The sequence below is a fragment of the Micromonospora sp. M71_S20 genome (assembly GCF_003664255.1).
Taxonomy (GTDB): Bacteria; Actinomycetota; Actinomycetes; order Mycobacteriales; family Micromonosporaceae; genus Micromonospora.
This window is the reverse complement of the sequence record NZ_RCCV01000001.1, coordinates 997,165-1,016,972: the sequence shown is the minus strand read 5'-3', so window position 1 is coordinate 1,016,972 and position 19,808 is coordinate 997,165. Positions and strand designations below refer to the sequence as shown.

Here is a 19,808-nt window from a genome sequence, read left to right as displayed (position 1 = left end):
GGCGGCATGATCCGGGAATGATCGACACCTCGCTCCGGCGGGCCGCCGGCTCCCTCTTCGGCCTCGCCTACGGTGACGCGCTGGGCAAGCCGACCGAGTTCCTGACCGTCGGCGAGATCGTTCGCCGCTACGGGCCGGCCGGCCCGCGCGAGCTCGTCGGCGACCCGGCGCTGGTGACCGACGACACGCAGATGGCGCTGGCGGTCGGCTGGGCGCTGCACGACGCGCCCGCGCCGACCCCGGAGGCGGTCGAGCCGCTGTTGCGCCGCCGCTTCCTCGACTGGGCGGCCAGCCCGGAGAACAACCGGGCGCCGGGCATGACCTGCCTGCGCGCCTGCGCGGAACTCGGGCGCGGGGTGCGCTGGCAGGAGGCGACGGTGGCCGGCTCGAAGGGCTGCGGGGCCAACATGCGGGTCACCCCGGTCGGCCTGGTCGACGTCGACCTGGACACCCTCGCCGGGCTGGCCCAGCTCCAGGCGGGGCTGACCCACGGTCATCCGACCGGCCTCGCGGCCAGCGAGCTGACCGCGTACGCGGTGCGGCTGCTGCGCGACGGTGCGGCGCTGGCGGAGCTGCCCCGGCTGCTCGCCGAGCGGGCCCGCGACCAGCGGCGGGTCTACCGCGCCGACTGGCTCGGCGACCTGTGGCAGCGCCCCGGCGTGGACGCGCCGGAGGACTTCATCGCCCGGGGCTGGGACGAGTGCCTCGCGGTCCTCGGCCGCCTCGACGCCGCCCTCGCCGGACCGGACGACGGCGGCGACCCGTGCCGGCACACCGGCGAGGGGTGGATCGCCGAGGAGGCGCTTGCCACGGCCCTGTTCTGCGCGATCCGGCACGCCGACGACCCGGTGGCGGCGTTGGCCCGGGGCGCCACCACCGCCGGCGACTCCGACTCGATCGCCGCGCTGGCCGGCGCCTTCGTCGGCACCGCGCTGGGCATGGCGGCCTGGCCCGCGCCGTGGGCCGCCCGCATCGAGTACGCCGACCAGCTCACCACCCTCGCCCGGGCCTGGGACTGACCCCGCCAGGCCTGCGCCTCCACCCCGGTCGGACGGGCGGAACCGTCGCTCCCGGGGTGCGCGGACGGGATCCGTCGCGCCCGGGGCGCTGCGGGCGCGGTCGGCCCGGTCGGGGTGCGCTGCGCTCAGGCGCCGGGCAGGTGGGGCAGGCGGCGGATGCGGCGCCACAGGGCGGGATCGCAGGCGCCGGCGTGGCGGGAGAAGTCGGCGAGCGGGACGTGCGCCGGCTCGGCCAGGTCGACGAAGCTGTCGTGGTCGGCGTCGGGGTCCCACTCGCGGGTCGGCATGCGGACGTGGTCGTCCCGGGCGCTCTTGTCCTGACTGGTGATCTTCAGGACGTCGGCGCCCCGGTTGTCGGCCCGCAGCACCAGGCAGGGCCGCACCTTCGAGCCGGTGCCGTCGGCGTACGGGACGTCGGCCCACCAGATCTCGCCGGGACGCGGCGCCCCGGCGGGGGACCGTTCGGCGGTACGCGGACGGGGTGGCGCGGTGGAGCGGCCGGGACCGCCCGACGGCGTCCTGCGGCCGGGCCGGGTACCCGGCCGCCGGGGTGGACGCGGAGCGGCGTCCCGGCCGCCCCGCCGCCAGTCGTTCCACGCCCAGCCGGCGGCCACGGCCAGCACGATCGCCGCCGCCCAGAGCAGCCATTCCGGCATCCGTACCCCCGCCTGGTCAGTGGGCGCGGCGCGGACGCCGCGGGTGTGACGGCGGGAGCGACCCGCCCCCGCGGCCCCGCCGTCCGGCGATCCTCGCACGGCCGGGGCCCCGGCGCCGGCCGGGCGCGACGGGTGGCCGGCGGATTGTCCCACCGGACCGCTACGGTGCCGGGGTAGCGGAATCACGGGAGGTCGCACGGTGTCCGAGGAAGCCATTGCCCAGCAGGTCACTCCGGCACAGGAGGCGGCGGCCGGTGCCGAGCCGACCCCCGACGCCCGGGAACGGCACGCCACGCTCAGCCAGGAGCTGACGGAACACCAGTACCGCTACTACGTGCTGGACGCGCCGACCATCCCCGACGCCGAGTTCGACCGGCAGCTGCGCGAGCTGGAGGCGTTGGAGGAGCAGTTCCCGGCGCTGCGCACCCCCGAGTCGCCCACCCAGCGGGTCGGCGGCACCTTCTCCACCGACTTCACCCCGGTGGCCCACGCCGAGCGGATGCTCTCCCTCGACAACGCCTTCGCCGACGAGGAGCTGGCGGCCTGGGCCGAGCGGGTCGAGCGCGACGCGGGCGGGCCGGTGCCCTACCTCTGCGAGCTGAAGGTCGACGGGCTCGCCATCAACCTCACCTACGAACGCGGTCGGCTGGTCCGGGCGGCGACCCGGGGCGACGGCCGCACCGGCGAGGACGTCACCGCCAACGTGCGCAGCATCCGCGACGTGCCGGGCCAGCTCGCCACGTCGGCGGAGTTCGGCGACGTGCCGGAGTTCGTCGAGGTCCGCGGCGAGATCTACTTCCCGGTGGCCGCCTTCGCCGACCTCAACGCAGGGCTGGTCGAGCAGGGCAAGGCCCCGTTCGCCAACCCGCGCAACGCCGCCGCCGGCAGCCTGCGCCAGAAGGACCCGCGGATCACCGCCTCCCGGCCGTTGCGGCTGGTGGTGCACGGCATCGGCGCCCGCCGCGGCTTCAAGCCGGTGACGCAGTCCGAGTCCTATGCGGCGCTGAAGGCGTGGGGGCTGCCGACCAGCGACCGCTGGCGGGTGGTGCCCGACCTGGCCGGTGTCGCGGAATACATCGCCCACTACGCCGAGCACCGGCACGACGTCGAGCACGAGATCGACGGCGTGGTGGTCAAGGTCGACCCGGTCTCCATCCAGGGTCGCCTCGGCTCGACCAGCCGGGCACCGCGCTGGGCGATCGCCTTCAAATACCCGCCGGAGGAGGTGAACACGAAGCTGCTCGACATCGACGTCGAGGTCGGGCGCACCGGCCGGGTCACGCCGCGGGCCGTCCTCCAGCCCGTCAAGGTGGCCGGCTCCACCGTCGCGTACGCCACCCTGCACAACGCCCGCGAGGTCGAACGCAAGGGCGTCCTGATCGGCGACACCGTGGTGCTGCGCAAGGCCGGCGACGTGATCCCCGAGGTGCTCGGCCCGGTGGTCGACCTGCGCCCCGCCGACGCCCGGCCGTTCGTCATGCCCACCACCTGCCCGGCCTGCGGCACGCCGCTCGCGCCGGCCAAGGAGGGCGACGTCGACATCCGCTGCCCCAACTCCCGCACTTGCCCCGGTCAGCTGCGCGAGCGGGTCTACCACCTCGCCGGCCGCAAGGTGTTCGACATCGAGGCGCTCGGCCACAAGGGCGCGGCGGCGCTGCTCGACGCCCAGGTCATCACCGACGAGGGCGACCTGTTCTCGTTGGACGAGAAGCAGCTCGCCCGCTCGCCCTTCTTCGTCAACAAGGACGGCACGCTCGGCAGCAACGCGATCAAGCTGCTCGACAACCTGGCCGTGGCCAGGGAGCGCGACCTGTGGCGGGTGCTGGTGGGCCTGTCCATCCGGCACGTCGGCCCCACCGCCGCGCAGGCGCTCGCCCGGCACTTCCGCTCCGTCGAGGCGATCGACCGGGCCAGCGAGGAGGAACTCTCCTCGGTCGACGGCGTCGGGCCGACGATCGCGGCGAGCATCCGGGAGTGGTTCGCCGTCGACTGGCACCGCGAGGTGGTCCGCAAGTGGCGCGAGGCCGGCGTACGGATGGCGGAGGAGGCCGTCGACGAGGGGCCGCGCCCCCTGGAGGGGCTCACCGTCGTGGTGACCGGCACGCTGCCCGGGTTCAGCCGCGACCAGGCGTCCGAGGCGATCCAGAGCCGCGGCGGCAAGGTGAGCGGATCCGTCTCCAAGAAGACGTCCTTCGTCGTGGTGGGCGAGAATCCCGGCTCGAAGGCCGACAAGGCGGCCAGCCTCAAGCTGCCGGTGCTGGACGAGGACGGCTTCCGGGTGCTGCTCGACGCCGGCCCGGAGGCCGCCCGGGAGGTCGCCCGCACCGAGGAGTGACGACCGGGCGGGAGCCGCCACCGACCCGGCGGGGGCAGGTCGAGATACCAACTTAATTACGACTACGACCGATTCGCGACTGTCGTGCCGGGCATTGCGACACGGAGGGCGTTTCATTGGTGGCACGGCGTGCGACCGGTCACGCCCGTGGACCGAGCGCTCGGGAGGTGTGATGGAGTCCGCGGACTCGCGAAACTCCGTTCCGCCTGGCCGGGCACGCCCGTTCTTCGCCTTCGTCTGGTCGGTGGTCGCGCTGGCGGCGGTGCTCTGCGTACGCCCGCTGCTCGACCTCCCGGCCGAGTTGCCGCGACTGCCGGTGGCGTTCTGGGTGATGGCGGCCCTGGCCGTCGGCTGCGACGCGCGCCCGTTCGTCCCGCCCGGCCGCCGGCAGACCTCCGCGGTCTTCCCGTCCACCTGCTTCACCTTCGCCATCCTGCTCGGCTGGGGGTTCGGCCCGGCGGTCCTGGTGCAGGCGGTGGCCGTCGTCGTCTCCGGCTGGCGGATGGGCCACGCCCCGTGGCGGACGGCCTTCAACGCCGCCCAGTACGCGGCAGCCCTGGGTGCCGCGTACGCGGTGACCTGGCTGGGGCCCGGGAGCATCTTCGACGACGGCCGGCTGCGCGGGACGGACGTGCTGGCGGTGGGCGGCGCGACGGTGGCCTGGTTCGCCGTCAACTACGCGCTGGTGAGCGCGGCCGTGCGGTTGCGCTTCGGCGACCGGTGGTGGCCCAGCCTGCGGCAGGGGCTGGGCTTCGAGCTGCTCTCCACCGGCTCGCTGCTGCTGCTCGCCCCGGTGCTGGTCGCGGCGGCGCGCGCCAGCGCGGCGCTGATCCCGCTGGTGCTGGTGCCGTTGTTCGCCGTCTACCGGATGGCCCGGCTCAGCGTCGAGCAGCAGCAACTCGCCGCCCTGGACCCGCTCACCGGCCTGCCCAACCGCAAGGCGCTGCTGGCCGAGGTCGGCGAGCAGGTGCACGTGCACGCCGAACGGGCGGCCCGCGGCGAGCCCGGCGCCCGGCTCGCCCTGCTCCTGATCGACCTCGACCGGTTCAAGAACGTCAACGACGCGCTCGGGCACGCGGTGGGGGACCGGCTGCTGGTCGAGGTGAGCGCGCGGCTGACCGACGTGGTCGGTGAGGGCATGGTCGCCCGGCTGGGCGGGGACGAGTTCGCCATCGTGATGACCGGCCTGGCCGACGTCGACGAGGCCCGGGAACTCGCCGGCCGGGTGGTCCGGGCGCTGGCCGAGCCGGTGTCGCTGGACGGGTTGCCGCTCGACGTGGGCGGCTCGATCGGCATCGCGCTCTTCCCGGAGCACGGCGAGGACTTCGCGACCCTGATGCGCCACGCCGACGTGGCGATGTACGACGCCAAGCATCGCAACGACACCGTGGCGGTCTACGCGGCCGAGTCCGACCACAACTCCGCCGAGCGGCTCGGGCTGCTCGCCGACCTGCGCCGGGTGCTGGAGGCGGGCCGTCCCGCGACCGCCCCGCCCGCCGTGGACGGTGCCGGCGTCCCGCCCGGCGGGGACGTCGACGCTTCCCCGGGCGACGGTTCCCGGGGCGACGGGGCGGTGACCGTCCCGGCGGGACCGACGCCGGGCGGCCGGCTGCCGGGTGACGGGCGGGCCGGCGGCGCGCGGGGCGGGGACGGGGCCGAACTCCCGGCCGACGTCGCCGGCCTTACCGCCGGCTCCGGCCGCTGGCGGCTGCGCCGCCGCCGGCAGCGACCCGGTCCGCCACCCGGCGACGAGCTGATCGACCGGATCGTGACCGCCGCGGACCCGATCCGCCGCCGGGCGTTGGCCGCGGGGGAGACCGGCCCCGACCGGGGCGACGGCCCCGGCCGCCGCAACGGCGCCGGGCGTCCCGGCGGGCAGGGCGGCGCGGTCGTACGCCGGCAGGGCCCGCCCGTCGACGACGGCGCGGGGGATCGCGGCGGCGACCGCGCCCCGACGGGCCGGCGGGGGGCCCGGCACGACGCGGCCGGCCGGCGGGACGCGGACACCGCTCCGGCCGTCGACGCGGGCGAGATCACCATGTACTACCAGCCGCAGATCGCCATCGCGACCGGCGAGGTGGTCGGGGTGGAGGCGCTGCTGCGCTGGCGGCACCCCCGACGGGGGATGGTGGACCCGGAGGAGCTGATCCGGGTCGCGGAGCAGAGCGCGGTGATGCGGCTGCTCACCCGTCGGGTGGTGGACGACGTGGTGGAACAGCTCGCCAAGTGGTCGGCCGCCGGGATGGGCCTGCCCGCGGCGCTCAACGTCAGCGTGCGGGACCTGCACACCGGGGAGATCGCCGACCAGATCGCCGACCGGCTCGCCCGCTACGGCGTGCCGCCGCAGCGGCTGCAACTGGAGATCACCGAGGGCGCCCTGATGGCCGACCCGCGTCGGGTGCTGGCCACCATCACCCGGCTGCACCGGATCGGTGTGGGCATCTCGCTGGACGACTTCGGCACCGGCTACTCCTCCCTCCAGCACCTGCGGCGGCTGCCGCTGTCCGAGGTGAAGGTGGACCGCTCCTTCGTGCTGGGCATGGCCGAGGACGCCGACGACGCGGCGATCGTCAAGTCGACGATCGAGCTGGCGAAGGCGCTCGGGCTGCGGGTGGTCGCCGAGGGCGTCGAGGACGAGCGCACCTGGCGCATGCTGTACGCGGCGGGCTGCGACGCGGCGCAGGGCTGGTTCTACGCCCGGCCGATGCCGGCCGAGGAACTGGTCGGCTGGCTGGCCCGCTACCGGCCGGTCCGCCCGACGCCCAGCCCCGACGCGGAGATCCCCCGCCGGCACGCCCGCTGAGTCGCCGCCGCGCCCGGGTGCGACCGCCGGTGGAGGGCGCTCGCCGCGCCGGAGGGGGAGTCGGGGACGCGCCGCCGGGGCGGAACAATAGACTCGCTCCGGTCACCGCGCGTCACGCACGTCGGCCGCGCGGCCGACACCCGGTCCGACCCGCAGCACCGTCACGAAGGGGGCACCGATGGCCGCCATCTCCCGCGAGGAGGTCGCGCATCTGGCGCGACTGTCGCGGCTCGCCGTCACGGAGGAGGAGCTGGACACCTTCGCCGGCCAGCTCGACGTGATCCTCCAGGCGGTCGCGCAGGTCGGCGAGGTCACCGCGGCGGACATCCCGCCGACGTCGCACTCGGTGCCGCTGACCAACGTCCTGCGGGACGACGTGGTGGTGCCCGGGCTGACCCCGCAGGAGGCGCTGTCGGGTGCGCCCGACGCCGAGGAGCAGCGGTTCCGCGTACCGCGGATCCTGGACGAGGATGTGGCGTCATGACCCAGACCGACCTGACCAGACTGACCGCGACGGAGATCGCGGGGCTCGTCGCCACCGGTGAGACCTCCGCCGTCGAGGTGACCCGGGCGCACCTGGACCGGATCGCCGCCGTCGACGAGCGGGTGAACGCGTTCCTGCACGTCGACTCCGAGGGCGCGCTCGCCGCCGCCGCCGAGGTCGACGCCCGCCGCGCGGCCGGCGAGGAGCTGGGCCCGCTGGCCGGCGTGCCGGTCGCCGTCAAGGACGTGCTGACCACCAAGGGCGTGCCGACCACCGTCGGGTCGAAGATCCTGGAGGGCTGGCGCCCGCCGTACGACTCGACGATCGTGCAGCGGCTGCGCGCCGCCGGCACGGTGATGCTCGGCAAGACCAACATGGACGAGTTCGCGATGGGCTCCTCCACCGAGTACTCGGCGTACGGGCCGACGCACAACCCGTGGGACCTGAGCCGCATCCCGGGCGGCTCGGGCGGCGGCAGCGCGGCGGCGCTGGCCGCGTACGAGGCGCCGCTGGCGATCGGCTCCGACACCGGCGGCTCGATCCGCCAGCCCGGCGCAGTCACCGGCACCGTCGGCGCGAAGCCCACCTACGGCGGCACCTCCCGCTACGGCCTGGTGGCGTTCTCTTCCTCCCTGGACACTCCCGGCCCCTGCGCCCGCAACGTGCTGGACGCGGCGCTGCTGCACGAGGTGATCGGCGGGCACGACCCGCGCGACTCCACCTCGATCCCGCAGCCGGTGCCGGACGTGGTGGCCGCCGCCAGGCTCGGCGCGACCGGCGACCTGACCGGCGTGAAGCTCGGCATCGTCAGCGAGTTCGTCGGCGAGGGCGCCGAGCCGGGCGTGATGGCGGCGTTCCGTGAGTCGGTCGACGCGCTGACCAAGCTGGGCGCCGAGATCGTCGAGGTGTCCTGCCCGCACTTCCGGTACGCGCTGCCGGCGTACTACCTGATCGCCCCGAGCGAGGCCTCCTCCAACCTGGCCCGGTTCGACGGCGTCCGGTTCGGCCTGCGGGTCGGCGACGACGGCAACCGGTCGCTCGAGGAGGTCATGTCGCTGACCCGGGAGGCCGGCTTCGGCGCCGAGGTCAAGCGCCGGATCATGATCGGCACGTACGCGCTCTCGTCGGGCTACTACGACGCCTACTACGGGCAGGCGCAGAAGGTCCGCACCCTGATCACCCGGGACTTCACCGCCGCCTTCGAGCAGGTCGACGCGCTGATCTCGCCGACCACCCCGTTCGTGGCGTTCCCGCTCGGGGCGCGCACCTCCGACCCGTACCAGATGTACCTGGCCGACCTGTTCACCATCCCGACGAACCTGTACGGCGGGCCGGGCATCTCGGTGCCGTGCGGGCTCTCCGACGGGCTGCCGGTCGGCTTCCAGATCATGGCCCCGACGATGGCCGACGACCGGATGTACCGGGTCGCCGCCGCGCTGGAGAGCGTCGTCGGCACCTTCACCCCACCGGCACTGTGAGGCAGGAGCTCAGATGACGACGACACTGCCCGCGTACGACGAGGTCGTCGCGCGCTACGAACCGGTGATCGGCCTGGAGACCCACGTCGAGCTGGGCACGAACACCAAGATGTTCTGCGGCTGCCCGACCGACTTCGGTGGCGAGCCGAACACCCGGGTCTGCCCGGTCTGCCTGGGCCTGCCCGGCTCGCTGCCGGTGGCGAACCGGGCCGCAATCGAGGCGACCATCCGGATCGGCCTGGCGCTGAACTGCTCGATCGCCGAGTGGTGCCGGTTCGCCCGGAAGAACTACTTCTACCCGGACATGCCGAAGGACTTCCAGATCAGCCAGTACGACGAGCCGCTGTGCTTCGAGGGCTACCTGGACGTCGAGGTGAACGGCGAGCTGGTGCGCATCGGCATCGAGCGGGTGCACCTGGAGGAGGACACCGGCAAGACGCTGCACGTCGGCGGCGCCACCGGGCGCATCCACGGCGCCACCGAGTCGCTGGTCGACTACAACCGGGCCGGCATTCCGCTGGTGGAGATCGTCACCAAGCCGGTCCCCGGCACCGGCGCGCTGGCCCCCGAGGTGGCCCGCGCGTACGTCACCGAGCTGCGCGACGTGATCCGTTCGCTGGGCGTCTCCGACGTGCGGATGGAGGAGGGGTCGCTGCGCTGCGACGTGAACACCTCCCTCAACCTGCCCGGCGAGGAGTGGGGCACCCGGACGGAGACCAAGAACGTCAACTCGCTGCGGTCGGTTGAGCGGGCGGTCCGGTCGGAAATCATCCGGCAGGCGTCCGTACTCGACGCGGGCGGCCGGATCACCCAGGAGACCCGGCACTTCCACGAGGACACCGGCGACACCACGCCGGGCCGCTCCAAGGAGACCGCGACCGACTACCGGTACTTCCCGGAGCCCGACCTGGTGCCGCTGGCGCCGGACACGGCCTGGGTCGCCGAGCTGAAGGCCGCCCTGCCCGAGCTGCCCCGGCTGCACCGCCGCCGCCTCCAGGAGCAGTGGGGCCTCTCCGACGCGGACATGCAGTCGGTGCTCAACGCCGGCGCGGTCGAGCTGATCGAGCGGACCGTGGCCGCCGGCGCCTCCCCGGCCGCCGCCCGCAAGTGGTGGCTGGGCGAGCTGTCCCGGCGGGCCAACGAGAGCGGCGTGGAGCTGGCCGACATCGGGGCCACCCCGGCGCAGGTCGCCGAGCTCCAGGGACTGGTCGACGCCGGCAAGCTCAACGACAAGCTGGCCCGCACCGTCCTGGAGGGCGTGGTGGCCGGCGAGGGCTCGCCGACCGAGATCATGACCAACCGGGGCCTGGAGGTCGTCTCCGACACGGGCGCGCTCACCGCCGCCGTGGACGAGGCGATCGCCGCCAACCCGGACATCGCCGACAAGATCCGCAGCGGCAAGGTCGCCGCGGCCGGAGCGCTGGTCGGGGCGGTCATGAAGACCACCCGCGGCCAGGCCGACGCCAAGACCGTCCGCGAGCTGATCCTGGAGCGCCTCGGCGCCCAGTCCTGACCCCCACCCCACCCCCACCGCCCACCCCCTCAACCACCCCCTCAACCACCCCGTCGATCATGAGGTTGGCGGCAGTTCGAAGATCGACGGCTGCCGCGAACCTCATGGTCGACACAGGCGGGTGGGCAGGTGGGCGGGGCGGCACCGCACACCCCTCGGCAGGGCGTCAACGGCGACGCCCGGATGGAGCCACCGTGAACCAGCCCGACCTCGACGTCCTCGACGAGATCCAGCAGCGGGTGCTCTGGCTCGCGACCCGGATCGTGGACGCGGCCAACCACGACCGGGACACCGGCGACGGGGTGAAGGTGGGCGGGCACCAGGCGTCCAGCGCCTCGCTGGTCACCGCCATGACGGCGCTGTGGTTCGCGCACCTGGACGCCGAGGACCGGGTGGCGGTCAAGCCGCACGCCTCGCCGGTCTTCCACGCCATCCAGTACCTGCTGGGCAACCTCGACCGCTCCTACCTGACGATGCTGCGCGCCCGGGGCGGGCTCCAGTCGTACCCGTCGCGGACCAAAGACCCGGACGAGGTCGACTTCTCCACCGGCTCGGTCGGTCTCGGCGCGGCGGCGCCGCTCTTCGCGGCCGTGACCCGCCGCTACGTCGACGCGCACTTCGGCGCCCGCCCGCGCTCCCGCTTCGTCGCGCTGATCGGCGACGCCGAGTTGGACGAGGGGAACATCTGGGAGGCCGTCGCCGATCCGGCCACCACCGGCCTGGGCAACGTGACGTGGCTGGTCGACTTCAACCGGCAGTCGCTGGACCGGGTGGTGCCCGGGGTGCGGATCAACCAGTGGCGGGGCCAGTTCGAGGCCGCCGGCTGGCACGTGGTCGAGGTCAAGTACGGCCGCCGGCTCGCCGAGGCGTACGCCCGGCCGGGCGGCGAGGCGCTGCGCGACTGGATCGACGCGATGCCCAACGAGCAGTACCAGTCGCTGTTCGGGGTCACCGGCGAGGCGCTGCGCAAGCAGTTCCTCGACGGCGCGCCCGAGGGCCTCGAGGCGTTCATCGCCGACGTCGGCGACGACGAGCTGGGGCCGCTCGTGACCGACCTGGGCGGGCACGACATGGCGGCGATGCTCGACGCGTACGCCCAGTGCGACGCGGTCACCGACCGGCCCAGCGTGGTCTTCGCGTACACCGTCAAGGGGTGGGGTCTGCCGATCGCCGGCAATCCGCGCAACCACTCGGCGCTGCTCACCACCGAGCAGGTCAGCCCGTGCGCGCCGCGCACGGGCTGACGCGCGAGACCGAGTGGGACCGCCTGGACCCGGCGTCCCCGGCGGGCATCCGGGCCGGCGAGCGCCGGGAGGCGCTGTCCCGCGCGCCCCGCGAGCGGGCGCTGGGCGTCACCGTCCCGGACACGACGCGGGTACGCGCGAACAAGCCGATCTCGACGCAGGAGGTCTTCGGCCGGGTGCTGGTCGAGCTGGCCCGCAACCCCGAGGTGGGCCGCTACCTGGTGACCACCGCGCCGGACGTGGCGACCTCCACCAACCTGGCCGGGTTCATCAACAAGACCGGCGTCTTCGCCCCGACGGAGCAGCGCTCCTGGACCGAGGACCGGATGCTGCGCTGGACGGAGAGCCCCGCCGGCCAGCACATCGAGCTGGGCATCTCGGAGATGAACCTGTTCCTGCTGCTCGGGCAGCTCGGCCTCGCCTGGGACCTGTCGGCGCAGCCGCTGCTGCCGGTCGGCACGGTCTACGACCCGTTCGTGCTGCGCGGCCTGGACGCGTTCCTCTACGGCACGTACTCCGGCTCCCGGTTCGTGGTCGCCGGCACCCCGTCGGGCATCACGCTCGCCCCGGAGGGCGGTGCCCACCAGTCGACCATCACCGCCTCGGTGGGTCTGGAGCTGCCCGGGGTGACGTTCCTCGAACCCGCGTACGCGGCCACTCTGGACTGGCTGCTCTGCGACGCGCTGGGCCAGATCGCCGGCGGGGCGGCCCCGGCGGCGACCGCGGCTCCCGCCGAGGACGGCGCGTACTACTTCCGGCTCAGCACCCGCCCGATCGACCAGGCGCCCTTCGAGGCGGCCCGGGCCCGGCTGGGCGACGCGGTGCTGCGCCGACAGGCGGTCGCCGGGGCGTACCGGCTGGTGGACGCCCACGAGGCGTACCCGCACCTGGCCGACGCCCCGGTGGTGCAGCTCGCCGCCTCCGGTGCGGTGCTGCCCGAGGTGCTCGCGGCGGCGGCGGAACTGGCCGAGGAGGGCATCGCCGCGCACGTCGTCGACGTCACCTCACTGGACCGGCTCTACCGGGCCTGGCAGCGCACCCTGCGTCAGGGCGTACGCACGGCCACCGTGCCGAGCGTGCCGGGCGCGCTGCGCTCGGCGTTCGCCGACCGGGTGCCGGTGGTGACGGTGCACGACGCCGCCTCGCACGCCATGGCCTGGCTCGGCTCGGCGCTCGCCGCCCCGGCGGTGCCGCTGGGCGTGGACGAGTTCGGCCAGTCCGGCAGCGTCCACGAGCTGTACGACCTGCACGACCTGCTGCCCGGCAGCATCGTCAACGCCGCCCTCGCGGCCCTGTCCCTGCGCTGACTGCGAGCCCGGTGGGGCGGTTCACTGGTGGCGAGCTGATGGCTGGCAGCGGTGGGTGGGCCTGGTGCGAAGGCCGTCCATTGCGTCGGGGCGGTCGGCGGCGGCTGCGGTGGGCGGCCGCGGTGGGTGGCTGCGGTCGGCTGCGGCGGGCGTGCCGGTGCGGGCACAGGAGCGCGGTCGGGACCCCGGACGCCCCGCCGTGCAGCTGCGGCACGATCGCGAGTCGCCGAGCGAACCTCCGGACCTTCACGGTCGCCGGCGCGTAGCCAGCCGACAATCACCGTCGATGTAACCGAAAGTGGTTACCGCGCTGTGTGGCGGAGCGTGATGGTGGGTGAAAGGCTGGCGCTACCCGCTCCCGCCCTTTGCTCTGCAGCCACGGACGCACCATGCCGCTGACCAGCTACAACGCCAAACGCGTTCATGGAGGGCCGGCAGCAGGCCGCTACGTCGGGTTACTGGTGCGTCCATGGCTGCAGAGCAAAGCGTCCGAGGGCGTGGTCGGCCGAGGGCGGGGGTTGTTACTCTCCGTGGCAGTCGCGGGGTGGGTGGGCGCAGCGCGGTGAAGGCCAGGACAACCGCTCGGCACATGGGACCAAGGCCAGAGCGTCAGGGACAGGGCAGTCAGCGGCGAAACGGTCATGGGCAGGCGCAGGGCAGGGCAGGGCAGGGCAGTCAGCGACGGTCAGGCCGGGGCCGGGGCCAGAGGGCCGGGTCAGCGGGTCGGGGTGGGGGTGACCGGGACGGGAGCGCCGGCCTTCGGGTCCTCCACGACGTGCCGCTCCAGGTTCACCTGCGCCTGCCCCGTGCCGCCGACGGTGATGTCGTCGTACGCCTGGAGCAGCTTGTCCTTGTCGAAGTAGAGCACCGTCATCGACAGCGGGGTGGGCTTCTCGCCCTCCAGGCCGCGCAGGCCGGCACCGCCCGTGGACCCCTGCACCATCAGCTGCGTGGGTCCCTTCCCGGGCACCTCGGGCAGCTTTGAGACCTGCCGGTCGTGGGTGTGCCCGGCGAGCACCAGCGGGCACGTGCCCGACAGCGGGCCGGCGGAGGCCGGGTCGTGCACCAGCGCGATGTCCACCGGGCGCGGCGAGCTGCCTACCGTGGCCGCGAGCTGGTCGCCGACGCCGATGAGCTGGTCCGCGGTCTGCTGGGTGAGCCCGCTGCCCGCCGGCGAGGTGTTCTTGTCGGGGGTGAAGCGCGGGTCGCCGATACCGGCGATGGTCAACCCCGCGACCGTGGTGGTCGTGTTGCTCAGCACGATCGCGTTCGGCTGGCGGGCCACGGCCGCCGCGGTCCGCCCCGAGTCGTGGTTGCCCCGGATGTAGACGTACGGCTTCCTGAGCAGGCCGATCGAGCCGACGTACGAGGCCTCCGGCTCGGAGCCCCAGTCGGTGATGTCCCCGGTGTCGATCACCACGTCGATGCCGAACTGCTCGACGACGGTGCGGATGAGCTGCCAGCCGGTCGGGTTGAGGTGCATGTCGGAGACGTGCAGTACGCGGGTCGTGCCGGGGGCGGGCTCGTAGACCGGCAGCGACGACACGGTGGTGTAGAGCTGGCTGACGTTGCCGACGATGCGCTGGAGCTGCTCGGCGTACCGGCTGTAGTCGTTCGCGATCCGCCGGGCGTCACCGACGATCGCGGGGGCGTTGACCAGCAGCCCCTCGTAGCGCGGCTCCTCGATCGACTCCGGCCGGATGGTGGCCGCGGCGGCGCCCAGGCTGCCGGCGGTGATCACCAGCGCCAGCCCGCCCGCCCAGGCCGCCCGCCGGGTGTCGCGGAAGAGCAACAGCGCCAGCAGCAGGGTGACCAGCACCGCCGAGGCGAGCGTCCGCAGGCCGAGGCGCAGCACACCCTCGCGGACGTCGTCGACGGCCGACTGGCTGGCCCGGTTGATGCTCGCCGGATCGTCGAGCAGCGCCTCGGTGCGGCTCTGGTCCAGCGCGCCCAGTTCCACCGTCAGGTGGGTCGGCCCGTCGTGGCTGTCGAGCAGCAGCGCACCCAGCGGCGGGATGTCGACGGTGGTGCCGCCGCCGATCGCCGGCGCGACCGTGAGGTCGGCCTGGAACGGGCCGATGTCGGTGCTGACCCGCCCGCCGGCGAGCACGCCGATCACCACGCCGACCAGGGCGACGACGAGGACCGCCAGGGTCACCCCGGTCGCGCGGAGGGCGCGCCGACCGGTCCGGTCGGCACCACCCCGCCGCAGCGCCGTGCGTGGGGCAGGACCGGTCACCGGGGCGTCCTCGTCCCGGTTCGCGTGCTGTTCGTTCTCCTGGCCGTCCATGGTGAGATTCTGACCTGCCCACTGAAGGATCTTGGGAAACCCGGATGAGCCGGTGCGTCAGCTCCGGCCGGCCCCGCCGCCCGCGAAGACCAGCCGCAACAGCCGGTCGTCCTCGGGTGCGGGCTGGCCCCGCCCGTCGTGGTTGGAGGTGCTCACCCAGATCGAGCCGTCGGGAGCGGCGGCCACGGCCCGCAGCCGCCCGAAGCGGTCGGTCAGCAGCTCGCGCGGCTGGCCGAGCACGGTGCCGGTGTCGGTCAGCTCTACCAGCCAGAGTCGCTTGCCGCGCAGGCACGCGGTGACGAGCAGCCGGTCCACGGCGGTCAGGCCGGAGCAGGACGCGTCCGACGTCGGCCACTGGGCGATCGGGTTGACGAAGCGCTTGTCGTCGTCGCGCCCCTCGACCGTCGGCCAACCGTAGTTGCGCCCCTTGGTCACCTGGTTGATCTCGTCCCAGGTGTTCTGGCCGAACTCCACGGCGTACATCCGCTTGCCGGCGTCCCAGGCGATGCCCTGGACGTTGCGGTGGCCCAGCGACCACACGGGGGAATTCGGGAACGGGTTGCCGGGCGCCGGCTTGCCGTCCCTGGTGATCCGCAGGATCTTGCCGCCGAGGCGCTTGACGTCCTGCGCCTGCGGCCGGTCGCCGGCGTCGCCGGTGCTCGCGTAGAGCAGGCCGTCCGGGCCGAAGGCCAGGCCGCCACCGTTGTGGATGCCGGCCTTGGGGATGCCGGTGAGGATCGGGCTGGGCGTGCCGCCCAGCTCCAGCCGGACGATCCGGTTGTCCCGCTCGGTGGTGTAGTAGACGAAGACCGTCTTGTCGCGCTGGTAGTCGGGCGAGACGGCGATGCCCATGAGCCCGCCCTCGCCGGAGGCCGCCACGTCTGCGATGGTCTGCACGGGGGTGACCTTCAGCCCGTCGGGCCCCGACTCGGGGCCGACCCGCAGGATCCGGCCGCTGTCCCGCTCGGTGACCAGCGCCGCGCCGTCGGGCAGGAAGGCGATCGCCCACGGCACCCGCAGGCCCTTGGCCAGCACGGTGGTGACGACCTCCTGGCCGGCGCCGCCGGGGCTCGCCGTCGCCGACGGCGTAGGGAAGGTGGGCGGCTCACCAGCGGGGTCGGGCTCCGGCTCGCCGAGGCTGCAACCGGCGGTCGCCAGCAGCAGCGCCGCGCACGAGGCCGCCAGGGCCGCCCGGAGACGGTGGGTGCGGGGGTACGGGGGACGGGCGCTCACCCGGCCCAGGGTAGTCCGCCGGGGCGCCCCACCGGCGTCGACGGATCGGACCGACTCGGTGCGCCGGTCAGATCGCCCGGACGGCGAGCAGCGCGACGTCGTCCTCCCGGTGGGGCGCGGCGGTCAGCAGCAGGTCGCAGAGCTCGCCCAGCGGCAGCCGGTCCGTGCCGCCCAGCCGGGCGACCAGCTCGGTCATCCCCTCGTCGATGGACCGGTCCCGCCGCTCGATGAGGCCGTCGGTGTAGAGCAGCAGGGTGTCGCCGGTGGCCAGGTGGGCGTGCCGGCTGGTCCGCCGCACCGGACGGTTCAGCCCGAGCAGCGGCTCCGGCGTCCCGGCGAGCACCTCCACCCTGCCCCCGGCCCGGACCACGAGCGGCGCGGGGTGGCCCGCGTTGCACCAGGTGACCTGCTGGCCGCCGGCGTCGTCGGCGTGCAGCCGTACCAGGGTCGCGGTGGCCGCGGCGGGGATGTGCAGCCCGCGGATCGTCTCGTCGAGGCGGCTCATCAGCTCGCCGACCGCGTCGGGCCGGCCGTACGCGTTGCCCCGGACGAGGTTGCGCAGCTGTCCCATGGTCGCGGCGGCCTCGATGTCGTGCCCGGCCACGTCGCCGATCGCCGCGATCAGCTCCCCGCCGGGCTGACGGAAGGCGTCGTACCAGTCGCCGCCGACCTCGACCCGGTCCGCCGCCGGCTGGTAGCGGGCGGCCAGCTCCAGGTCGTCGGTGCCGGGCAGCTGCGGCAGCATGCTGTGTTGCAGGACGTGCGCGACGTGCCGCTGTTCGCCGTACATCCGGCTGTTGCCGATCGCCTGTCCGGCCCGGCGGCCGACGTCCTCGGCGATGAGCAGGTCGCTGTCGTCGAAGTGCCGCCGTTGCGGCCCGTTGATCAGGGTGATGCAGCCGAGCACCCGCCCGGCGTCGGTGATCGGCACGCTGAGGTGCGAGGAGAAGCCGAGGCGGGCCGCGATCTCCGGCATCTCCTTTCCGATCGTGCCCCGCCGCACGTCGGCGAGGGTGGCGGCGCCGCCCAGCACGGGCCGCCCGGTACGCAGCACCGCCCGGGTGATCGAGTCGGGGCTCAGCCGCGTGCGCATCAGCTCGGCGAAGCGGGCGACGTCGGGGGCGCGGGCCGGGTCGCGGTGCGCGGCGGTCACGTCGCGCGGCGCCCCGTCGGGCCCGACCAGGGTCACCAGCGACCAGTCGGCCAGCAGCGGCACCATCGTGTCGCGCAGGTGGCGCAGCGCGGTGGCCACGTCGAGCGTCCCGGCCAGTGTCCCCGCCAGCCCGGCCAGCAGCTCCAGCCGCCCGTTGGCCTCCTCGGTGCGCCGCCGGGCCTGCTCGGCGCCCTCCAGGGCGATCCGCAGCCGCAGCTCGGAGGAGCAGGCGGCGGCCAGGTCGGCGAGCGTCCGCAACTGCTCGGCGGTCCAGTCGCGCGGCTTGTCGTCGATCGCGCAGAGCGACCCGAGGACGCGTCCCTCCAGATCGGTCAGCGGCATCCCGGCGTACGCCACCACGCCCAGCTCGGGCACGGCGAAATTGTCCCGCAGGGCGGGATGGAGCCGGGCGTCCGGCAGCACCATCGGGGTGCCGAGGTCGACGACGTGCTGGCAGAACGAGTGGCTCAGCGGGGTCTGCCGCCGGACGGCCCACGGCCGGGCCAGGCCCACCTCGCCGGGGAAGAACTGGCGTTCGGCGTCGACCAGGGACACCAGCGCGACCGGCACGTCGAGCAGGTCCCCGACCAGCCGGGCGAACCGGTCGAACGCCTCGTCGGGGGCGGCCGTCAGCCGGGTCTCGGCGAGGGAACGCAGCCGGTCGGGATCGCGGAGCGCCGGGATCGGGTCGGCCCGCTCCGGGGCGTCGTCGCGGGAGCCGTCGGTCATTGACCACCTGTCCGTGCCGGATGGAGGCCGACCGGCACTCCGGTCCTCCCTTATACCCCCTCCGGACCGGAATCGACGCGGTCGCCGGACCGTCGCCCTGATCACCTCACCCGCGTCGGGCGGGCCCGTCCGGGTGCCGGGGGCCGCCCCGCGCGGCGGGCATCCCCGCCGGCGGCTATCGTCGGCGGGCGTGAAGGTATGGATCCCGCACCAGGCCGGCCGGACACTCCTCGGTGAGGTGCCGCCGGAGGTCACGGTCGAGGTGGCCGAGGACGTCTCCCGGCTCCCCTCGGACGCCGCCGGCGTCCGGTTCTGGGTGCCGCCCTTCCTGGCCGGCGGGGACGCCACCGCGCTGCTGCGCGAGCTGCCCGACCTGGCGGTGGTGCAGCTCCTCTCCGCCGGGGCGGACGCGTGGGCCGGCCGGGTCCCGCAGGGGGTGACGCTCTGCGACGCCAGGGGGGTGCACGACCCGTCCACCGCCGAGTGGGTGGTCGCGGCGATCCTGTCCCAGCTGCGGGGCTTCCCGGCCCTCGCCCGCGCGCAGGCCCGGCGCGACTGGGCGTACGACGAGGTGGCCCCCACCGACGAGTTGACCGGCAAGCGGGTGCTGATCGTCGGGGCGGGCTCCATCGGCACGGCGGTACGGGACCGGCTCGCGCCCTTCGAGGTGAGCTTCACGTTGGTGGCCCGGACCGCCCGCCCGGAGCAGGGCGTGCACGGCGTCGAGGAGCTGCCGGGGCTGCTTCCCGAGGCCGACGTGGTGGTGCTGCTGGTGCCGCTGACCGAGCACACCCGGGGGCTGGTCGACGAGAAGTTCCTCGCCGCGATGCGGGACGGCGCGCTGCTGGTCAACGCCGCCCGTGGGCCGGTGGCCCGGACTCAGGCGCTGGTCGCCGAGCTGCGTACCGGCCGGATCTCCGCCGCGCTGGACGTCACCGATCCCGAGCCGCTGCCCGCCGACCACGAGCTGTGGACGATGCCGAACGTGCTGCTCACCCCGCACGTCGCCGGATCGGTGCGCGGCCTGCTGCCGCGCGCGTACCGGCTGGTCGGCGACCAGGTCCGCCGGTTCGCCGCCGGCGGGCCGCTGATCAACACGGTGGTGGACGGCTACTGACCGGTGCCGGCGCGGCGGTGCTCAGCCGGCCGCGCCGGGCAGGGTCTGGCCGGTGGCCGAGACCAGCCGGGGCAGGTCGGTGCCGCGTACGGCCGGCAGCGTGACGCGCTGGCCGTCGTCGAGCCGGGCGACCGCCCGACCGCGCGGGTCGGCGGCCAGCTCGACGACGCGGTCCCAGCTGATCCGGCGCTGCCCGACCAGCGCCCGCAGGCGCAGCTCGCGGGCGTCCGCGTCGGTGCCGGCGCGCCACGCCCACACCGTGACGGCGAGCGGGACGAGCAGCACCGGCAGCAGGTACCACCGGGCGCCGGCCACCGGCAGGGCGCCGAAGAAGGCGACGATCGCGGCGGCCAGGATGGCCTGGTTGTGCCGGAAGTGGACGGTGTCGGAGCTGCTCACCCCCCGATGATCCCACCCCCGCCGGCCCCGGTACGCGCCGGGCGGCAC

The 19,808-nt window shown here is 74.5% G+C and carries 12 protein-coding genes and 1 pseudogene; 8 read left to right on the top strand and 5 right to left on the bottom strand.

Annotated elements, in window-relative coordinates; genetic code table 11:
• The first annotated feature begins 17 nt into the window (after positions 1–17).
• On the top strand, positions 18–1,019 hold the full coding sequence (locus DER29_RS04670; RefSeq protein ID WP_121396194.1) for an ADP-ribosylglycohydrolase family protein: 1,002 nt from the start codon (positions 18–20) through the stop codon (positions 1,017–1,019).
• 125 nt (positions 1,020–1,144) lie between these two features.
• Here the strand turns inward: DER29_RS04670 and DER29_RS04665 are convergent, their stop codons facing one another.
• Positions 1,145–1,675, bottom strand: coding sequence for a type II toxin-antitoxin system PemK/MazF family toxin (locus DER29_RS04665; RefSeq protein WP_121396193.1), 531 nt, complete (start codon positions 1,673–1,675; stop codon positions 1,145–1,147).
• 199 nt (positions 1,676–1,874) lie between these two features.
• Between DER29_RS04665 and ligA the strand changes: the two genes are divergently transcribed.
• From ligA to DER29_RS04635, 6 genes and pseudogenes are all read left to right on the top strand, one after another.
• A complete protein-coding gene (ligA, locus tag DER29_RS04660) occupies positions 1,875–4,010 on the top strand; it encodes an NAD-dependent DNA ligase LigA (RefSeq protein ID WP_121396192.1) in 2,136 nt (711 codons plus the stop codon).
• A gap of 172 nt (positions 4,011–4,182) precedes the next feature.
• On the top strand, positions 4,183–6,813 hold the full coding sequence (locus tag DER29_RS04655; RefSeq protein WP_121396191.1) for a bifunctional diguanylate cyclase/phosphodiesterase: 2,631 nt from the start codon (positions 4,183–4,185) through the stop codon (positions 6,811–6,813).
• 178 nt (positions 6,814–6,991) lie between these two features.
• Positions 6,992–7,297 (top strand): Asp-tRNA(Asn)/Glu-tRNA(Gln) amidotransferase subunit GatC, encoded by a 306-nt coding sequence (gene gatC / locus DER29_RS04650; protein WP_121396190.1) that lies wholly within the window; start codon positions 6,992–6,994, stop codon positions 7,295–7,297.
• Positions 7,294–8,775, top strand: a complete 1,482-nt coding sequence (gatA, locus tag DER29_RS04645) for an Asp-tRNA(Asn)/Glu-tRNA(Gln) amidotransferase subunit GatA (RefSeq protein ID WP_121396189.1) — start codon at positions 7,294–7,296, stop codon at positions 8,773–8,775. Before gatC ends, gatA begins: the two co-directional genes overlap by 4 nt.
• Before the next feature lie 13 nt (positions 8,776–8,788).
• Positions 8,789–10,288 carry an Asp-tRNA(Asn)/Glu-tRNA(Gln) amidotransferase subunit GatB gene (gene gatB, locus DER29_RS04640; protein WP_121396188.1) on the top strand — a complete coding sequence of 500 codons (1,500 nt, stop codon included), beginning with the start codon at positions 8,789–8,791 and terminating at the stop codon, positions 10,286–10,288.
• Between the two features lie 194 nt (positions 10,289–10,482).
• Positions 10,483–12,839, top strand: a pseudogene (locus DER29_RS04635) (transketolase C-terminal domain-containing protein).
• A 715-nt stretch (positions 12,840–13,554) separates the two neighbouring features.
• On the opposite strand, the gene DER29_RS04630 reads toward DER29_RS04635, so the two are convergent.
• The 3 genes from DER29_RS04630 to DER29_RS04620 form a co-directional block, all read right to left on the bottom strand.
• On the bottom strand, positions 13,555–15,129 hold the full coding sequence (locus DER29_RS04630; RefSeq protein WP_121396187.1) for a metallophosphoesterase: 1,575 nt from the start codon (positions 15,127–15,129) through the stop codon (positions 13,555–13,557).
• Positions 15,130–15,186: 57 nt separating this feature from the next.
• Positions 15,187–16,362: a sorbosone dehydrogenase family protein gene (locus tag DER29_RS04625; RefSeq protein WP_121396186.1), complete on the bottom strand. Its 1,176-nt coding sequence runs from the start codon at positions 16,360–16,362 to the stop codon at positions 15,187–15,189.
• A gap of 67 nt (positions 16,363–16,429) precedes the next feature.
• Positions 16,430–18,244, bottom strand: a complete 1,815-nt coding sequence (locus DER29_RS04620; protein WP_121396185.1) for a SpoIIE family protein phosphatase — start codon at positions 18,242–18,244, stop codon at positions 16,430–16,432.
• A gap of 190 nt (positions 18,245–18,434) precedes the next feature.
• Here DER29_RS04620 and DER29_RS04615 point away from each other — a divergent pair, with 190 nt between their 5' ends.
• Positions 18,435–19,361: a 2-hydroxyacid dehydrogenase gene (locus DER29_RS04615; protein ID WP_121396184.1), complete on the top strand. Its 927-nt coding sequence runs from the start codon at positions 18,435–18,437 to the stop codon at positions 19,359–19,361.
• A gap of 21 nt (positions 19,362–19,382) precedes the next feature.
• Here DER29_RS04615 and DER29_RS04610 read toward each other — a convergent pair whose 3' ends face one another.
• Positions 19,383–19,760: a PH domain-containing protein gene (locus tag DER29_RS04610; protein ID WP_121396183.1), complete on the bottom strand. Its 378-nt coding sequence runs from the start codon at positions 19,758–19,760 to the stop codon at positions 19,383–19,385.
• Positions 19,761–19,808 lie beyond the last annotated feature (48 nt).

Coding starts and splice junctions, on each gene's coding strand:
- DER29_RS04670 (WP_121396194.1), top strand. CDS start 18: ATGATCGACACCTCGCTCCGGCGGGCCGCCGGCTCCCTCTTCGGCCTC.
- DER29_RS04665 (WP_121396193.1), bottom strand. CDS start 1,675: ATGCCGGAATGGCTGCTCTGGGCGGCGGCGATCGTGCTGGCCGTGGCC.
- DER29_RS04655 (WP_121396191.1), top strand. CDS start 4,183: ATGGAGTCCGCGGACTCGCGAAACTCCGTTCCGCCTGGCCGGGCACGC.
- gatC (WP_121396190.1), top strand. CDS start 6,992: ATGGCCGCCATCTCCCGCGAGGAGGTCGCGCATCTGGCGCGACTGTCG.
- gatA (WP_121396189.1), top strand. CDS start 7,294: ATGACCCAGACCGACCTGACCAGACTGACCGCGACGGAGATCGCGGGG.
- gatB (WP_121396188.1), top strand. CDS start 8,789: ATGACGACGACACTGCCCGCGTACGACGAGGTCGTCGCGCGCTACGAA.
- DER29_RS04630 (WP_121396187.1), bottom strand. CDS start 15,129: ATGGACGGCCAGGAGAACGAACAGCACGCGAACCGGGACGAGGACGCC.
- DER29_RS04620 (WP_121396185.1), bottom strand. CDS start 18,244: ATGACCGACGGCTCCCGCGACGACGCCCCGGAGCGGGCCGACCCGATC.